The sequence below is a fragment of the Lysinibacillus sp. NPDC094403 genome (assembly GCF_050278745.1).
In the GTDB taxonomy this organism is placed as follows: domain Bacteria; phylum Bacillota; class Bacilli; order Bacillales_A; family Planococcaceae; genus Lysinibacillus.
The window spans coordinates 75,915-90,809 of the sequence record NZ_JBNNTL010000009.1 but is presented as its reverse complement, the minus strand read 5'-3'; the positions used below and the strand labels follow the sequence as shown (position 1 = coordinate 90,809).

17 protein-coding genes are annotated in these 14,895 nt (G+C 35.9%); 11 read left to right on the top strand and 6 right to left on the bottom strand.

Going from position 1 to position 14,895, the window contains the following annotated elements; genetic code table 11:
* From ACQKMV_RS14880 to ACQKMV_RS14870, 3 genes are all read left to right on the top strand, one after another.
* On the top strand, positions 1–250 hold a 250-nt coding region (locus ACQKMV_RS14880; RefSeq protein ID WP_427504882.1), incomplete at its 5' end, for a hypothetical protein.
* A 120-nt stretch (positions 251–370) separates the two neighbouring features.
* Positions 371–769, top strand: a complete 399-nt coding sequence (locus ACQKMV_RS14875) for a MarR family winged helix-turn-helix transcriptional regulator (RefSeq protein ID WP_427504881.1) — start codon at positions 371–373, stop codon at positions 767–769.
* 5 nt (positions 770–774) lie between these two features.
* A complete protein-coding gene (locus tag ACQKMV_RS14870; protein ID WP_427504879.1) occupies positions 775–1,965 on the top strand; it encodes an MFS transporter in 1,191 nt (396 codons plus the stop codon).
* A gap of 44 nt (positions 1,966–2,009) precedes the next feature.
* On the opposite strand, the gene ACQKMV_RS14865 is transcribed toward ACQKMV_RS14870, so the two are convergent.
* Positions 2,010–2,630 carry a C40 family peptidase gene (locus tag ACQKMV_RS14865; protein WP_427504878.1) on the bottom strand — a complete coding sequence of 207 codons (621 nt, stop codon included), beginning with the start codon at positions 2,628–2,630 and terminating at the stop codon, positions 2,010–2,012.
* Between the two features lie 400 nt (positions 2,631–3,030).
* Positions 3,031–3,423 carry a ribonuclease HI family protein gene (locus ACQKMV_RS14860; protein WP_427504877.1) on the bottom strand — a complete coding sequence of 131 codons (393 nt, stop codon included), beginning with the start codon at positions 3,421–3,423 and terminating at the stop codon, positions 3,031–3,033.
* Positions 3,424–3,780: 357 nt separating this feature from the next.
* Here ACQKMV_RS14860 and ACQKMV_RS14855 point away from each other — a divergent pair, with 357 nt between their 5' ends.
* The gene (locus ACQKMV_RS14855) at positions 3,781–3,972 is read left to right on the top strand and encodes a zinc-finger domain-containing protein (RefSeq protein ID WP_053482386.1); all 192 of its coding nucleotides are present in this window, start codon (positions 3,781–3,783) and stop codon (positions 3,970–3,972) included.
* A gap of 304 nt (positions 3,973–4,276) precedes the next feature.
* On the opposite strand, the gene ACQKMV_RS14850 is transcribed toward ACQKMV_RS14855, so the two are convergent.
* Together ACQKMV_RS14850 and pepF are read right to left on the bottom strand one after the other, a co-directional pair.
* Positions 4,277–5,260 carry an SEC-C domain-containing protein gene (locus ACQKMV_RS14850; protein ID WP_427504875.1) on the bottom strand — a complete coding sequence of 328 codons (984 nt, stop codon included), beginning with the start codon at positions 5,258–5,260 and terminating at the stop codon, positions 4,277–4,279.
* A 227-nt stretch (positions 5,261–5,487) separates the two neighbouring features.
* Entirely contained in the window at positions 5,488–7,302 is a 1,815-nt protein-coding gene (gene pepF, locus ACQKMV_RS14845; protein WP_427504873.1) for an oligoendopeptidase F, read from the bottom strand.
* A gap of 170 nt (positions 7,303–7,472) precedes the next feature.
* On the opposite strand from pepF, the gene ACQKMV_RS14840 reads away from it, so the two are divergent.
* The 3 genes from ACQKMV_RS14840 (at position 7,473) to ACQKMV_RS14830 (ending at position 9,668) form a co-directional block, all read left to right on the top strand.
* Positions 7,473–8,447 carry a hypothetical protein gene (locus tag ACQKMV_RS14840; protein WP_427504872.1) on the top strand — a complete coding sequence of 325 codons (975 nt, stop codon included), beginning with the start codon at positions 7,473–7,475 and terminating at the stop codon, positions 8,445–8,447.
* 230 nt (positions 8,448–8,677) lie between these two features.
* The gene (locus ACQKMV_RS14835; RefSeq protein ID WP_427504870.1) at positions 8,678–9,121 is read left to right on the top strand and encodes a Dps family protein; all 444 of its coding nucleotides are present in this window, start codon (positions 8,678–8,680) and stop codon (positions 9,119–9,121) included.
* 220 nt (positions 9,122–9,341) lie between these two features.
* Positions 9,342–9,668, top strand: a complete 327-nt coding sequence (locus ACQKMV_RS14830) for a general stress protein (protein ID WP_427504869.1) — start codon at positions 9,342–9,344, stop codon at positions 9,666–9,668.
* 171 nt (positions 9,669–9,839) lie between these two features.
* Here the strand turns inward: ACQKMV_RS14830 and ACQKMV_RS14825 are convergent, their stop codons facing one another.
* Positions 9,840–10,733: a DMT family transporter gene (locus tag ACQKMV_RS14825; RefSeq protein WP_427504868.1), complete on the bottom strand. Its 894-nt coding sequence runs from the start codon at positions 10,731–10,733 to the stop codon at positions 9,840–9,842.
* A 134-nt stretch (positions 10,734–10,867) separates the two neighbouring features.
* Between ACQKMV_RS14825 and ACQKMV_RS14820 the strand changes: the two genes are divergently transcribed.
* The 3 genes from ACQKMV_RS14820 (at position 10,868) to ACQKMV_RS14810 (ending at position 13,184) form a co-directional block, all read left to right on the top strand.
* Positions 10,868–11,743, top strand: a complete 876-nt coding sequence (locus tag ACQKMV_RS14820) for a LysR family transcriptional regulator (RefSeq protein ID WP_427424443.1) — start codon at positions 10,868–10,870, stop codon at positions 11,741–11,743.
* A 111-nt stretch (positions 11,744–11,854) separates the two neighbouring features.
* Positions 11,855–12,529 carry a phosphopantothenoylcysteine decarboxylase gene (locus tag ACQKMV_RS14815; protein ID WP_427504866.1) on the top strand — a complete coding sequence of 225 codons (675 nt, stop codon included), beginning with the start codon at positions 11,855–11,857 and terminating at the stop codon, positions 12,527–12,529.
* Between the two features lie 499 nt (positions 12,530–13,028).
* Positions 13,029–13,184 carry a YezD family protein gene (locus ACQKMV_RS14810; RefSeq protein WP_427504864.1) on the top strand — a complete coding sequence of 52 codons (156 nt, stop codon included), beginning with the start codon at positions 13,029–13,031 and terminating at the stop codon, positions 13,182–13,184.
* Between the two features lie 169 nt (positions 13,185–13,353).
* On the opposite strand, the gene ACQKMV_RS14805 is transcribed toward ACQKMV_RS14810, so the two are convergent.
* Positions 13,354–13,842 carry a flavin reductase family protein gene (locus ACQKMV_RS14805; RefSeq protein ID WP_427504863.1) on the bottom strand — a complete coding sequence of 163 codons (489 nt, stop codon included), beginning with the start codon at positions 13,840–13,842 and terminating at the stop codon, positions 13,354–13,356.
* A 206-nt stretch (positions 13,843–14,048) separates the two neighbouring features.
* On the opposite strand from ACQKMV_RS14805, the gene ACQKMV_RS14800 reads away from it, so the two are divergent.
* Positions 14,049–14,834 (top strand): VOC family protein, encoded by a 786-nt coding sequence (locus ACQKMV_RS14800; protein WP_427504862.1) that lies wholly within the window; start codon positions 14,049–14,051, stop codon positions 14,832–14,834.
* Positions 14,835–14,895: the final 61 nt, after the last annotated feature.

Below are 14,895 nucleotides of genomic sequence, written 5' to 3'. Positions count from 1 at the left end.
TGATAAAAGTGAAAAAATCGCTGATAAAGCCAGGAGAATCGCTGATAAAAGTGAAAAAATCGCTGATAAAGCCAGGAGAATCGCTGATAAAAGTGAAAAAATCGCTGATAAAGCCAGGAGAATCGCTGATAAAAGTGAAGAAATCGCTGATAAAGCCGGGAGAATCGCTGATAAAAGTGAAGAAATCGCTGATAACACCAAGAGAATCGCTGATAACCGCATGAAGATGGCTGATAGAAAGAATGCCTGACGACTTTGAATAATCGCCACTAAATGCTTCATCAAAACTTCAAACAACGTACTTTACATCGAAAAAAATGAAGCGTATAGTATTTATTTAGCTAGGTAAATAAATTAGGAGGTCGCTAACATGAATCCTTTATTTCATGCTTTATTCCAAAAAAGTCGCTATTTAACGAATTGTTTAAATGAAGTACTGAAACAGCACAATTTGTATAGCTCACAATGGGCTATCTTATATTGCTTACATAATCATGGGCCAATGACATTAACACAAATCTGGAAGTATTTAAACGTTGAGGCACCGAGTATAACAAGAGCAATTACCCGACTCGAGACATTAGGTTGGGTGCTTAGAATTGATGGTGACGATAAACGAGAAAAAATCGTTACCTTATCACCTTATGCAGAGAAACATTTGCCTGCTATTACTAAAACCATTTTAGCTTTTGAGGAAGAAATGGTGGGGGCATTGACTGTCGAGGAACAGCAGCAATTTATGATTTTATTGGAAAAAATGAAAGGTTGATTGACATGCAGCAAGAAGGGAATACAAAAATATGGACGAAGCGATTTATTAGTCTCTTTTTAACAAATATCTCGGTATTTTTTGTTTTCTATGGATTGGTAACGACTTTACCGCTTTATGCGATTGGTGAGCTACACCAAACAGACAAGGAAGCGGGATTGTTACTGTCAGGATTTTTATTATCAGCCATTATCGTTCGTCCCTTTTCAGGTAAACTATTAGATGTTTATGGGAAGAAAAAGCTTTTAGTTATTTCAATTATCGGCTATTTTTTATGTACAGTTTTATATTTATTCATTCATCCTTTTGGACTTTTACTCGGACTACGTTTTATTCAAGGGATCTTCTTTAGTATTATTACAACGGCAGCTGGCTCTTTAGCAGCGGATATTGTACCAGCCAATCGTAAAGGTGCAGGTCTTGGCTATTTCACAATGTCTACTAACTTAGCAGTAGTTATTGGGCCTTTTATCGGTTTACTGCTTATTCAATTTAGTAGCTTCAATGTACTATTTATTGTTATGAGTATTTGTATATTAGCAGGGGGCATCCTAGCTGTAACGATGAATACTGATGATTTACCCAAGCCTGAACATCAAGGTAAATTGACGTTTAAATTTGATGATTTATTTGAACGTCGTGCACTTCCAGTAGCAGCTATTGCTAGTTTAGTAGCTTTTTCATATTCGAGTGTTTTATCGTTTCTATCGGTGTACGCACAGCAAAAAGGTTTAATGGCTGTTGCGAGTTTATTCTATGCAGTTTTTGCAGCAGCAATGCTTATTACACGTCCATATACAGGTAAACTTTATGATACAAAAGGACCGCAATTTGTAATTTTACCTGGTATTATATTCTTTGCAATCGGTCTTGTTATGCTCGCATTTGTCTCAGGGCCGGCATTATTTTTATTTTCAGCCATCTTTATTGGATTTGGCTACGGAGCAGTGACTACAAGCTTACAAGCATTAGCTGTACAGTCTACGTCACATACACGAAGTGGTTATGCAACAGCAACGTATTTTACGATGTTTGACATTGGCATTGCGCTTGGCTCTTATATTTTAGGAATGGTGGCAGTGCAAGCAGGCTATGCTTCTGTTTATCTAACTGGAGCAGGCTTACTAGTTATTGTCTTTATCATTTATTTAGTACGTTTAGCAAAAATAAAATCTAAAAAAGTAGCACATGTATAAGGGGAAAGTAAAAAACAGTTGGGACATCCCAACTGTTTTTTTCACTATAAACGACCATATCCAGCAAAATACTTTTTCCAATAAGTGCTATTGATGTTAGCGATACTAACACCACCGTCACTTGCGCTAATCATTTGATTATTTCCAAGATAAATGCCCACATGTGAGATACCAGCTATATATGTATTAGCGAAAAATACTAAATCGCCTACTTGAGGTGAACTTACTTTTTTAGATGTATTGTAAAAACCTGCTGCTGACTTACGACCTGTCGAAATACCAGCATTATTAAAAACGTAAGTAACATAGCCTGAGCAATCAAAACCTGTACTCGGTTTGTTTCCACCAAATGTGTATTTTACGCCTAATTGTTGTTTAGCAACTTGTACTAGGTTAGCTGTAGGTTTAGGTTTAGATGTTGATGTTAGTGGTGTATTGAGGTTTAACTTTTGTCCAACGTTAATTGTTGAAGAAGATAAGTTATTCCATTGCATCAATGTTTGATAAGAAACACCGTACTGATTGGCAATTTTCCATAAAGAATCGCCAGATTTTACTGTGTAAGTTGCCGCTGATGCTGTGTTAATTGTTGAAAAAAGTACAGATGAACTTAAAGCCAAGGTAGCTAATTTTAATCCCCATCTATACTTTTTATTCTTTTTCATAATATGTATCCTCCTAAAAAAATAAAAACTTAATATATAAATGATATTAACATTGAAATATTACAATAGTATGTCAATAAAATAACATTAAGGATACAAATTGTTCTGATAATAATTGGGAAATAGCTCGCTTTATTGCTCATCATTAAAAGTAGGGGATGACAGTTGTTAAACGTATGCCATGTATAAAAGTTGATTGGCTGGGGATTGGCGACTCCTTTGGGGCAGTCTTTAGGGTAATGAGCATATAGTATAGCATTCATTGGTTATCATCTGTATATGTAAGAAAACGGAGATGATAAAAATAAAATAATGGGGGATATTAAGTATCTGAATAAATTGTAGTCGGATGAAGGTAGGAGACCGACTCTTGGTTGAAGGCAAGGACGGTCCCTGTAGTTTAATTTTTTTCTTTTTGAATTGCTTTACGGGCAAGAGCATCTGCGGCTTTATTTTGCGTATCTGGAATCCATTTGATGAAAAATAAATCGAAGCTGCTTGCAAGTGTAAGTGCTTGCTCAAGATAAGGTTTAAATTCCTCATTTTTCACATATTCTTTTTCCATAGATGCTACAACAATTTTTGAATCAGAGCGGACTGAGACAAGGTTTGAATCAAGCTTCAGTGCTTCTTCAAGTCCGCGTACTAAGGCAGTAAACTCTGCAATGTGGTTATTGGCTTGCCCTATATACTCACTGATTTGTATATGATGGCCTTCTCCTTTAATAAATATTCCAATACCACTAGGGCCAGGATTTCCTGCACTAGCAGCATCAATGTATACTTCTAACATAAAATCCCTACTTTTTGACTTAAATTTTACTTTAATTGTACATCAATAATGTTTTTTCACAACATCTTAGTTAATGATATCAATTATGCCTCGGAATAATTGCGTCCAGAATCGGCTTTGGGCCAATGTGATGTTGGTCACTCAGTCGTGTGTTGTGCTGTCGCTTCGCTTTCGCACAGATAAATGCCACAGGACGTGGACGTGGCGTTCTTAGACTGAGTTCCTCTATTTCAGCGGGTGTTTGGACACTTGCTGAAAGAAGTTAAATATGGATAAACAAAATAGTTGCTTGTTAAAAATGTTCACTTCATAATAGTAAGAAGCGAAATTTGGACGTGAAAGGAGCGAGAGTTCAAATTGGATAAAGTGACGGTTATGAAAGATATTGATGAACTACATGATACGTATTGTGCTGATTGCTTAGTGATAAAGCAATTACGAAAAGAGCGTGGTAAACCTGGAGCTCACCGTTTCTGTATTGAAGCTTGCTCAGTAGGGGAGAGACTACAATTTCTCGGAGAAGAGCTCTTGAAGGTGTATAGTAAATGATGTTTTTAACGTATTTCAGAAATGTCTTATGGCCATGCGATCATAGGTACTAAACGGACTATGTTTAAATAAAGTAAAGCTTAATGATAAAAGTTTCATTTTTACTCAATAAATAATCATATTTACTAAATTTGATGCATAAATAACAATATGTTCGGAAAAAATAGTATTGGTTGGTTACCATAGAAAAAGCTACTTTGTGTTTGGCTCATTGCCTTAACAAATGTAGCTTTTTTCTATATATACTAAAATGCGCCGTACGCTCTAAAATCTGAGAGTGTATGGCGCATTTCTATTTTAAGCATTATTTAGTAGCAACATAGTTACTTAAGTCTTGATAATATTTTGTGAGAGAAGAAGCTGAAATATCGAACGTCGCTGCAATTTCTTTTACTGTCATTGATAGTGGCTCGAATAGCTCTTTTTCTTGACCATATCGAATTGCACCAGCAGCAATGGCAGACTCTTTACGCGCAGACGGTTGTCCTTCAATTAAATAATCCTCTAAAAGCTCTAACATAGGAGCTGTATCACGATCATTTTGCTCAAGGAAATCTTTAACTTGTGTGATTACATTGCTCTCAAAGTTCGTGAATTCTTCTCCTTTATAACCGTTTGATACAAGTAACTCCCAGAAGGATAAATGCTCTTCTTTTAAGAATGCACCAACCTTCTTCTCAGAGGCCTCAAAATTTTTCTTAAATTGCTCAAATACCTTTGCATGATCTTCCGGGAAGAAGATCAGCGTTGAAACAGCTAAATAATGCTCTGATTTTTTTGTACCATCTGGTAAGATGAATGCAAAGACATGCATACCTTCAGGGATTGGTTTGTCATTTTCACGACGAATATAAATTTCTTCATTTGTTAACACATGTGTAGCCTTGAAATATTTTTCTTCTACAACTGACACGGAACCAATAAATAGATGTGGTTGTGACCAGCCTTCTAACACTTTTACCGTAGAAGGTCTTACCGCTTTTTTCTTTGTTTTCTTTAAGTAACCTTTCCAAATAGATGGCTCTTGATGGAAGAAGAAGTCGTCTAACGCGATCGCCTCAATCAGCTCTCTTTGTAGTACGCTCTCTAATTTAGGTTGCCATGTACCTACATGCTCTATGTAGGCACGAACATCTTTGCGTTCTGGATATTCTAGGTAAAATGTTTGTAGTACACGCTCTAACTCTTCGATTGCTACAGCTTCTACTGTAACCTGCTGTTTACCTTCACAACATTTTTTGTATTTTTTGCCGCTACCGCATGGGCATGGATCATTACGTTTTACCATAATTAGATACACTTCCTTTGAAAATTGTTAGTCGAATTTTGCTAAATAAATTGCATACATTTAATAATAACGGTACATTTGTATGAAGAAAAATGATTGTCTATTTAGAAATATCAAAAAATGTAGAGGGACGCCCTGATTCTAGTATATGCACGTATTTTCCTGCTTAGAACTAAAAAAGAAAACCATCTACGCGTTAGAAATAGCATAGACGGTTCTCGCTTTGTTTAGCTTTTGATAGCTTCCATTTCTGTTGTTAATCGTTCAAGCTCATCAATAAGGTGACCAATGTAAGCTATAGTATCTCGAAGCGGCTGGTCGGTTGTAACATCGACACCCGCCATTTGAGCTAGCTCTACAGGTGATTTCGTACCTCCAGCTTGAAGGACTGTTAACCATTCATCAACAGCTGTACTGCCTTCTTTTAATATACGCTGAGATACTTGTGTAGAGATCGTTAAGCCTGCACTATAAGTGTATGGATATAGGCCCATATAATAGTGTGGTTGACGCATCCAAGTAAGCTCGGCTCCCTCAGTAATATCGACAGTGTCACCCCAGAAATCTTCTAATACGGAGCGTTTTAATTGATTTAAAACGGTAGCATTCACAGCTTCTCCAGCGTCGATTAATTCATATACTTTTCGTTGATAAGCTGCCTCTAGTAAGTGTGTGACAAAGTTATGATAATACGTTTTGGACACAATATTTGAAATTACCCAACGTTTGAAGCGAAGATCATCGTTATGGGTTAATAAATAATTGGCTAGCAGCATTTCATTCATTGTCGATGGCGCCTCGATGAAGTATAACGAAGGACGACTGTTAAAATATGATTGATGGGCATGCGCATTCGCAAAATGACCTGCGTGGCCTAGCTCATGAATTAAAGTGAATACCTCATTCATACGTTCATTCCAAGACATTAAAATATATGGATGACTACCATATGGACTTGAACAGAATGCCCCAGTCGATTTCCCTTTGTTTGGTGCATAATCAATCCAGCGTTCGTTAAACGCCTTTTCGATCATCTCTTTGTAATCTTCACCCATAACATCTAATGCTTTTTCAACATATTCTTTTGCTTCAGCCATTGTTAATTTCGGATCATAGTCTGGATCAAGGGCGATCTTTAAATCAGCAAATGTCATTTTTTCAATGCCATTTGCTTGTTGAATAAGCTTTGCGTAACGGCGCATATGTGGTGCAAGCTCTTTCGTAATCAGATCAATTTGACGATTATAAAGCGTACGATCAACATCTTGATCAAATAATAAATAGTCAATGACAGAATCAAAACCTCGTAAATCAGCCATAGTTTTTTCCTGTTGAATATGTGTGTTATAAATTTTTGCAGTTGTGTGCTGATAATCGCGTAATTTATTCGAAAATGCTTGGAATGCAGCATGACGTACTTTTGTATCAGCGTCAAACTCCCATTCATTTTCGTATAATACAAAACTAAGTGGATGTTTTTCGCCATTGGCTTCAAACTCTCCAAAATGCATATCTACAAGCTTTGTCGTATTATACGTTTCATATGGTGCATCAAAAGTAGAGCTAAATGCAGCTAGTGCTTTTTCTACCTCTGGATGTAGCTGATGAGGCTTTTGTTTTAATAATTCCTCTAAATAGACTTTATAATTAGGGTTTAATTTAGCAGCTTCCTCTAAAATAGACTCATCTAATGCTAGTAATTCACTGCGTACGAAAGAAAATGTACTACTTATTTTTCCGATTGCCGTACCATATTTTGCAGCACGCATTTGGGCTTCATTATCTGTATGATCAGCTTGATTATTCAAGCTTGCATAAGTACCAATAGGAACTATGCTTTCATGTAGTGCTTCATAAGCTGTTAAAACATCAATTACCTTTTGGGCATCCGTAATTGTACCTTGATACGAACGTTCAAAATTTTTTGCATCCTCCACAAGCTGCGCTAAAACAGGCTCAAAATCCGCGTCATTTTCAAGTAAATCTTTTAAATTCCATGTTTGCTCCACTGGTACATCTTTTCGTAATGGTAAAACCTCCATCAATGAACACCCCTTTTTGTGTAAGTGACTCCATTATAACGAAACTATTTCGGAAAGTGAAATAATTATAGGGAATAGTTTTAATGTTCGTAAAAATGTAATAATACTGTAGAAACTTATGTTCGCGTTAGCTATAATGGATTTAAAGTAAAAGGGGAGATGTATTTAAAATGCAGCTAGTTTGGGAGAAACCAAATGTGTATAAGCTTAGTCAAGTGAATCAAGATAATCTATGGAAGAAGTTAATTGCGGATTTGTTTGAAGATTTTTTGTTGTTCTTTTTGCCAGACTTACATGCAGAAGTAGATTTTTCTAAGCAAGTTGAGTTTTTACAGCAAGAGCTTTTCAAAGAAATTATTGAGCATCGTCAAGGGCGCAAAGTAGCAGATCAAATTGCGAAGGTTCATCTAAAAAGTGGTAAAGAGCAGTGGATACTTGTTCATACGGAAATACAAGCTGTAGATGAGATACATTTTGCGAAGCGTATGTTCGAGTATTTCTATCGTATCAGTGATCGCTATGGTAAGAAGATTGTGGCAATTGCTATCTTTACAAATAAGAGTACAAAAAGTACTAATCAGTATCATGAAAAATATTTTGGTACAGAAATAACGTACACTTTTAACAAGTATGTCGTGTCAGATTTTGATGAAGAAGAATTAAAAAAATCACCGAAGCTGTTTAGTAAAGCTTTACTTGCATCAATTTATTTAAATCAAACAAAAAACGAAATGAGCCATCGTAGTGCTTACAAAAGAGCTTTGTTAAAAGAAGTGTGGCCATTAAATAATGATAAAAGAACAGAAGTAAGTGCTCTGCTTTATTTTATTGATTATCTATTGAAACTACCAAGAGCCATGTCTGAGCAACTTATAAGAGATGTAAGAGAAGAAATTAGAGGGGAGGAAGAGATTTTGCATCTATATAAAGAAGATCTACCGCCGACACTTGCTGCAGTTTTGGAATTAGAAAGGCAAGAAGGATTTGAGCAAGGAATTGAACAAGGAATTGAGCAAGGAATCGAACAAACCATTAAACAAATAATCAGTGGTTTGATTGAAACGGGTGCCGCCGATGAGTGGATTGCTGAAGTTTCAAAGCTTCCAGTAACAAAGATAATGGAAATTCGTAAGAAATTAAAATAGTCTAATTGTATAAAAGATAAAACTGACAATCCCTTATTAGGTTTGCTGTAACGTCCAATTGATGGAATCCATCTGTTTTTTAGGACTGGCATTGTAGCAGAATGTTTTGGTTGTGTATCTACAGATGATCTTAAAATTTGTTTAAGTCGATGAGAAAAATGTGTGTATAGCCAGTACACTTTACAACGCATACTAATGGCTAGAACAACTGGCACATTGGAGGAGAAATAATGACACAAAACTTAAACAAACAATTGAATAAACTTGTCGCTACATGGTCTGTACTTTATACGAAATTGCACAATTATCATTGGTATGTTACGGGAAATGCCTTTTTTACACTACATGCAAAATTTGAAGAATTATATAATGAAACAACGTTAAATCTAGATGAAATTGCAGAGCGCATTCTTTCGAAAGATGGAAAACCAGTTGCTACGTTAAGAGAACATCTTGAGTTATCCTGTGTAGAGGAAGCGACAGGGAATGAGACAACAGAGGAAATGGTGGCTACAACCATTGCAGATTTCCAAAAACTTATGAAAGCTTTAAATTCAACAATGGAGCTTGCTGCGGAAGAAGGGGACGATCGAACAGAGGATATACTAAATGCTATGTATCAGTCCCTTGAAAAGCATACGTGGATGTTGAAAGCCTTCCTTGGGCACAAATAACAGCAAGTAAATGATAGGCGATGTGAACTCTTTAATGAGCTCCCATTGTCTATTTTTTTGACGTTTCATAAAAGGACAAAACCATTGTTTCAAAACGTGAACATGTATCGCAAATAGATAACATATATTACAGTTCTATAAAGAATGAGCAAAATGGGTTTTATTTTTAAATAGGAAGGGTAGATATCTAGTAAGCCATACAAATTAGGAGGAATTGAGCATGACGAATGAACAAAACCCACAAATTGAAGTGGCCCATACAAGGGAAGAAATGCTTCATATTTTAGAAAGTATGCGATTAGAAGCATATCAAAAAGAAGACATTCACGTTATTACAAAGGATCCAAGCCATTTTCAGGATGTAAAATGGGATGTTAATGTAAAAACTCATGAGGTAGGGAATTGGGTGGATCAATTTAAATCATGGTTTACCGGTGAGTCGGCTGTAACAGAAGGGTTAAAGCGATTTGATCTTACAGAAGGACAAACAGCTTACTATGCTCATCTTCTAGAACAAGGTGTTATCGTCTTATTTGCTGAGCATTGAACTAAACATATGACGACATAATATATATCGAAGGAGATTGCTATTAGCCTTGATTCAAGTTCAAAGCTTGAACGTTTAAACGCTAAGCTAAACAAATTTGAAGATATCTATAAACAGAGTGAATGTGTATGCATCACTCTGTTTATTTGTATAGGGAAGATTCAAAGCTGATTAATGTATAGCTTTCTCATGCTTTTTAATAAAGCGTAATACATGGAGATGCTCTAATTGAGCAACAAGGTTACCAATTAGAATAAAGCTACCGCCTATTAATAATTTTATCGTTATTTCTTCACCGATAAACATCATGGCAAACATGGCTGCAAAAATTGGCTCTAAGGAAAATATTAGTCCTGTATGTGTAGCAGAAGTAAACTGTTGTGCAACAGTTTGACCTACGAAGCAAAATGCACTACAAATGACACCGAGTCCTAAAATAGCAATCCATGAAGCCGTAGTATTTGGAAGCGTTGGTGTTTCAAAAATAAATGTCAATACGAGTGCATAAAGACCAGCAAAACCGAGCTGGTAAATGCCATAGGAAATTGATTCAACGTTTCGTGTAAATGTACTGTTTAACAGTAAGTAAATCGAATAACATAGTGCAGCGATGGCTATTAAAATATCCCCTTTTTGAAAGGTAAATGAGCCATGAGCAGTTAAAACTGTAATCCCAATCATTGTGCAAACAATCGCAAAGCTAACTGCTCTTGAAGGCAATTTCTTTTCGATAAAACTGCTGAAAATAGGTACTAAGACAACTGTTAGACTTAAAATAAATCCAGCATTTGATACCGAAGTTGTTTCAAGTCCAAATAAGCTTAGAACGAACACAATGAATAACAGCAAACCTTGAATAGCTGCATATTTTAATGTTTTAGCATTGACCTTAATCATTCGTTTATAAAAGATAATACCTGCTGCGAAAAATGCGATGATACAACGCAATGCCACCACATTATAAACAGCCAATGATTCAAGCCCCATTACCATAAAGGTATAAGATAGTCCCCAAAACATTGTCACAATAACCATTAATAAATTTGCTTTTCCTTGGATACTCATTATGCTCACCTACAATCTGTGTACTAAAACAGTTTTCATACTAAAATTTACTATATATCTTGTATTGTGATTAGTAAAACGAATGTTTATAATGGTTAGTATTAAAAAAATTCATGTATATAGAGGACAAGACAATGAGTTTAGTCAAATATGAGATTTTGAATAAAGTGGCTGAGGTAGCTAGTTTTACAAAAGCAGCAGATGCATTAGGATTAACCCAATCTGCTGTAAGTCATGCTGTTTCAAGCTTAGAAAAGGAGTTCGGCTTTGCACTCATTCACAGAAGTCGTGCGGGTGTCACGTTAACGAGTGAAGGAGATACAATGTTAAGGGCAATGAGGCATGTCCTCGATGCACAGGAATTGTTACAGCAAGAAGCAGCACATATACTTGGTGTTACTCGTGGGAAAGTGCGTATTGGTGTAATTTCAAGTATTTCCTCAAACTGGATGCCGGAAATTGTGCGTATTATGGACAATCAATTTCCTGGTATACAAGTTGAATTGCGTGAGGGAGATTATTATGAAATTGAACAATGGCTATTGAGTGGAGAGGTTGATGCAGGATTTTTAAATGGTCAAAAGTCTAAGCAATTTCAGTTTACCGAACTACAGCAAGATCCATTGCTGTGTATTGTCTCCGATAAAAGTCCGCTTTATGATAAAGCAGAAATTGATATTGTTGAACTAGAAGACATGCCATTTATCATGACTTCATATAAAGGGACAAATGACGTGAATGTACTGTTAGAGCAATATCACGTGAAGCCAAATATTCGCTTCGAACTATCGGAAGAGGTAGGGATTATTTCGATGATTTCTCACCAGCTTGGGATTAGTATTTTACCGAAATTAGTGATAAATAATTTGCCGCCTACGTTAAAAGCCATACCTTTAAAACAAGGTGGCTATCGCACAATTGGAATAGCTATGAAACACCAGGCATCACCAGTGACAAAGAAATTTGCGGAGATATTAAGTTCTTGGTTAAAAGAGCAAAATAGGGAGTAATTTCTATCTAACTCTTAGAAGAGAACAACATCTCTATAAAAACAACATTGAAGCATAACATAGCATTACGTTAAAATAGTATTTGTATATTTTCTAGAAAAAGGTGAGTGTATGGGAACATTACGAGGTAAGACCGTACTCATTACAAGTGGGGGAACACTTGAAAAATGGGATCGTGTGCGTGGGCATACGAATTTATCGAAAGGCTCGATGGGCTGTTATTTAGCTGAGGAGGCACTAGCTGCTGGGGCGAGCGTATTGTATATGCATGGTTATTTCGCACAGCTTCCGACGAACAAAGATAAAATGCGTACCATTCGATTTGAAGGCATTGAAGATTTAGGCGAGAAAGTTCGACATGCTGTTCAGGAAGAACAAGTGGATATCGTTATTATGGCAGCTGCAGGTTCTGATTGGCTCATTGACAAAGTATATGACCAATCTGGGAATTTGATGGAGGAAACAGGTAAAATGCCATCTGATGAGCCACCTATCATTCATTTTAAAAAGGCACCTAAAGTATTAGGTCAAATAAAAGAGTGGCAACCGAAAGTTACGCTAGTAGGCTTTAAACTCGAAGCAACAGATGATGAAGAATTTTTATTGTCCCGTGCACGTCTACGTATGGAATCGGCCAACGCTCAGTTTATGGTAGCTAATAGCTCACAGTCCTTATATGGTGGAGATGAGCCACACTGGATTGTACCGGCTAATGGCGAACCGATAAAGATTATGGGCAAGCAAAATACAGCGAAAGCATTAATGGATATTTTACAAAATGATTAAAACAAAAACTGTGCAGTTCATTCAAGGTTAAATTGATATCTGCACAGTTTTTGTTTTGTTGTACCATAAACCAATACTTTAAATAAATTCTTTTTCATTCCTCAAAACGACCCTCTAAATGTGAAATATTCCACTCATAATAATTTCTTCAAAATATCGCATCAAGTATTGATCTTCATTGACCGTATATCCTTTTATTTTTCACAATATTTCGGAAGTTGATGGTGATATTTAAACTTACATACTTCCTTTTATTGCATAGTATTCTAATATGTTTAATAATATTTATATTGACAATAGGTTTTCTGAATTATAGAATTATTTCCAAGAAACGTAATACTCTTATCGAGAAAGATGGAGGGCTTGACTAAAAATAAGCTTCGACAACAAATAGAGTAGGTCAATCCAACAGAGCTACTTGAGAGATGAGGGGGCTAGGATTGACGTTCAGACCGGCCACTTTTGTACAAAAATTATGTTAAAAGAAGGGGTGTATCGGATGACTCAACAAGCAAAGGTAGATGATAGAAAACTAGAAGCAATTGCAAAGGCAATTCAAAATTTGGAATTTGGAGAAGTACACATTACGATTCAAGATGGTGTCATTGTTCAAATCAACAGACTTGAAAAGCAAAGATTTCCACAGAAAAAATAAACGGTATGATGATAGTTGAGCAGATGTTTGAAGGCTTCAAATCAACAGAAATTCATTCCTTTTCCTTATTTTTTTATTAACCAAATCGAAAAAGGGTGGAAAAAACGTCAAAAAACAGGATGATTGCCACGAATCATCCTGTTTTTGCATATATTCTACTTACAATAGTTTAGTCATAAAAACTTTTTGGAATTTCACCAATATGTCTGCGATGATACAGTAAGGGTTCCTTCTGTGCATCATCAATTTCTAGGACTTGCCCGATAAATATCGTATGATCTCCAGCATTGATTTGTTGAAATATTTTACATTGTAAAATGGCTGCAGTATCATGCAAAACTGGTAGACCTAAAGTAGAAGTTGACCATTTAGCCTGGGCGAAACGATCTGGAATTTTACTTGAAAATAGCGTACATAAATGCTCCTGATTGCTCGCTAAAATATTAACAGCAAACTTTTGAGCTGTTGAAAAAAATGGGTGCAGCTGTGATTTTTTATCGAGCGACCATAAAATAAGCAGTGGATCTATGGAAACGGACGCAAAGGAATTGACAGTTAAGCCAATAGGCTCTTTTGCGTCATTACAAGCAGTAACAACCGTAACGCCGGTTGGATAATTACCTAATGCTAGTTTAAAAGCAGCTACTTTGTCTGTCATTCTAATCACCTCTTCATTTATTTAAGGAAATGAAAAATCTTTATTGATGAAGCATCGGCATTGAAATCATTTTGTTGCCAAGCATTTAAAAAAAGATATCATAAAATATAGTAACTTCTTAATAATTATAATATTCTTAATTTTATTTTAAACCAACAAAACTAACAGGTAAAGTATATAATAGAGGAAAAAAAGGGGGTTCAGTAATGACTTTATATTTTGATCATCTAGTTCATCAAGTTCAATCACCAGAGAATGCAAAGGTTTTCTTAAACAAACGTAATATCCATACAGTTAACGGTGGTCAACATACAATGTGGGGGACATACAATACGTTAAGCTATTTTGGATTAAACTATATTGAACAAATAGCAATCTATGATCGTGATTTATTTGAAAATGCAGCGAAATTACCTTATTCCTTACATTATACGTTTAAGAGTGCTAACGAGCGCTATGGTTTTTCAAGAATTGCGTTACGTACAAAAAATATTGAGGAAGAGGGTCAACGTTTGCGTGCACTTGGCTTTGAAGTATATGGACCTGATGTTTGTAGTCGCACAAGACCAGATGGCTCTGTAGTAGGATGGAAGTTATTGCATTTTGGAAAGCCAGGGCAGGCAATTGATTTCCCATTTTTAATCGAGTGGTCTGATACAGATGAGGAACGTGTTGCACAATTAAAAGCAAATGGAGCCATTGAGACGAAACAATCAATATCGATGGAATCTGTACAATTCTATGTAAAAGATGTGCAAGCTACAGTTAAATTATGGAGAGAAGTATTACAACTTCCAGAGCCTGAACAACAAGAACAGTTTATTTCCTTACACTTACCAAATATTCGCCTAGATTTTTATGAAGAAGTCGCTGCAACTAATATGACGCTAGGCCATTTAAATGAAGGACCGTTTGGGGTTACACTTAAAGATACAGACAGAACGAAGGAAACAATAGTTTTTCCAGCAGCTTTTTATTGGATCAATCGCTGAAGCTATAGGTGTTCGGAATATGAAGCATCACTAAAACCAATATGAACATTTAAAAAAAGGA

Excerpts from the sequence above, each read along its gene's own strand:
- ACQKMV_RS14800 (WP_427504862.1), top strand. The coding sequence starts at position 14,049 with ATGACTTTATATTTTGATCATCTAGTTCATCAAGTTCAATCACCAGAG.
- pepF (WP_427504873.1), bottom strand. The coding sequence starts at position 7,302 with ATGGAGGTTTTACCATTACGAAAAGATGTACCAGTGGAGCAAACATGG.
- ACQKMV_RS14815 (WP_427504866.1), top strand. The coding sequence starts at position 11,855 with ATGGGAACATTACGAGGTAAGACCGTACTCATTACAAGTGGGGGAACA.
- ACQKMV_RS14820 (WP_427424443.1), top strand. The coding sequence starts at position 10,868 with ATGAGTTTAGTCAAATATGAGATTTTGAATAAAGTGGCTGAGGTAGCT.
- ACQKMV_RS14850 (WP_427504875.1), bottom strand. The coding sequence starts at position 5,260 with ATGGTAAAACGTAATGATCCATGCCCATGCGGTAGCGGCAAAAAATAC.
- ACQKMV_RS14810 (WP_427504864.1), top strand. The coding sequence starts at position 13,029 with ATGACTCAACAAGCAAAGGTAGATGATAGAAAACTAGAAGCAATTGCA.
- ACQKMV_RS14825 (WP_427504868.1), bottom strand. The coding sequence starts at position 10,733 with ATGAGTATCCAAGGAAAAGCAAATTTATTAATGGTTATTGTGACAATG.
- ACQKMV_RS14830 (WP_427504869.1), top strand. The coding sequence starts at position 9,342 with ATGACGAATGAACAAAACCCACAAATTGAAGTGGCCCATACAAGGGAA.
- ACQKMV_RS14870 (WP_427504879.1), top strand. The coding sequence starts at position 775 with ATGCAGCAAGAAGGGAATACAAAAATATGGACGAAGCGATTTATTAGT.
- ACQKMV_RS14865 (WP_427504878.1), bottom strand. The coding sequence starts at position 2,630 with ATGAAAAAGAATAAAAAGTATAGATGGGGATTAAAATTAGCTACCTTG.
- ACQKMV_RS14805 (WP_427504863.1), bottom strand. The coding sequence starts at position 13,842 with ATGACAGACAAAGTAGCTGCTTTTAAACTAGCATTAGGTAATTATCCA.
- ACQKMV_RS14840 (WP_427504872.1), top strand. The coding sequence starts at position 7,473 with ATGCAGCTAGTTTGGGAGAAACCAAATGTGTATAAGCTTAGTCAAGTG.
- ACQKMV_RS14860 (WP_427504877.1), bottom strand. The coding sequence starts at position 3,423 with ATGTTAGAAGTATACATTGATGCTGCTAGTGCAGGAAATCCTGGCCCT.
- ACQKMV_RS14835 (WP_427504870.1), top strand. The coding sequence starts at position 8,678 with ATGACACAAAACTTAAACAAACAATTGAATAAACTTGTCGCTACATGG.
- ACQKMV_RS14875 (WP_427504881.1), top strand. The coding sequence starts at position 371 with ATGAATCCTTTATTTCATGCTTTATTCCAAAAAAGTCGCTATTTAACG.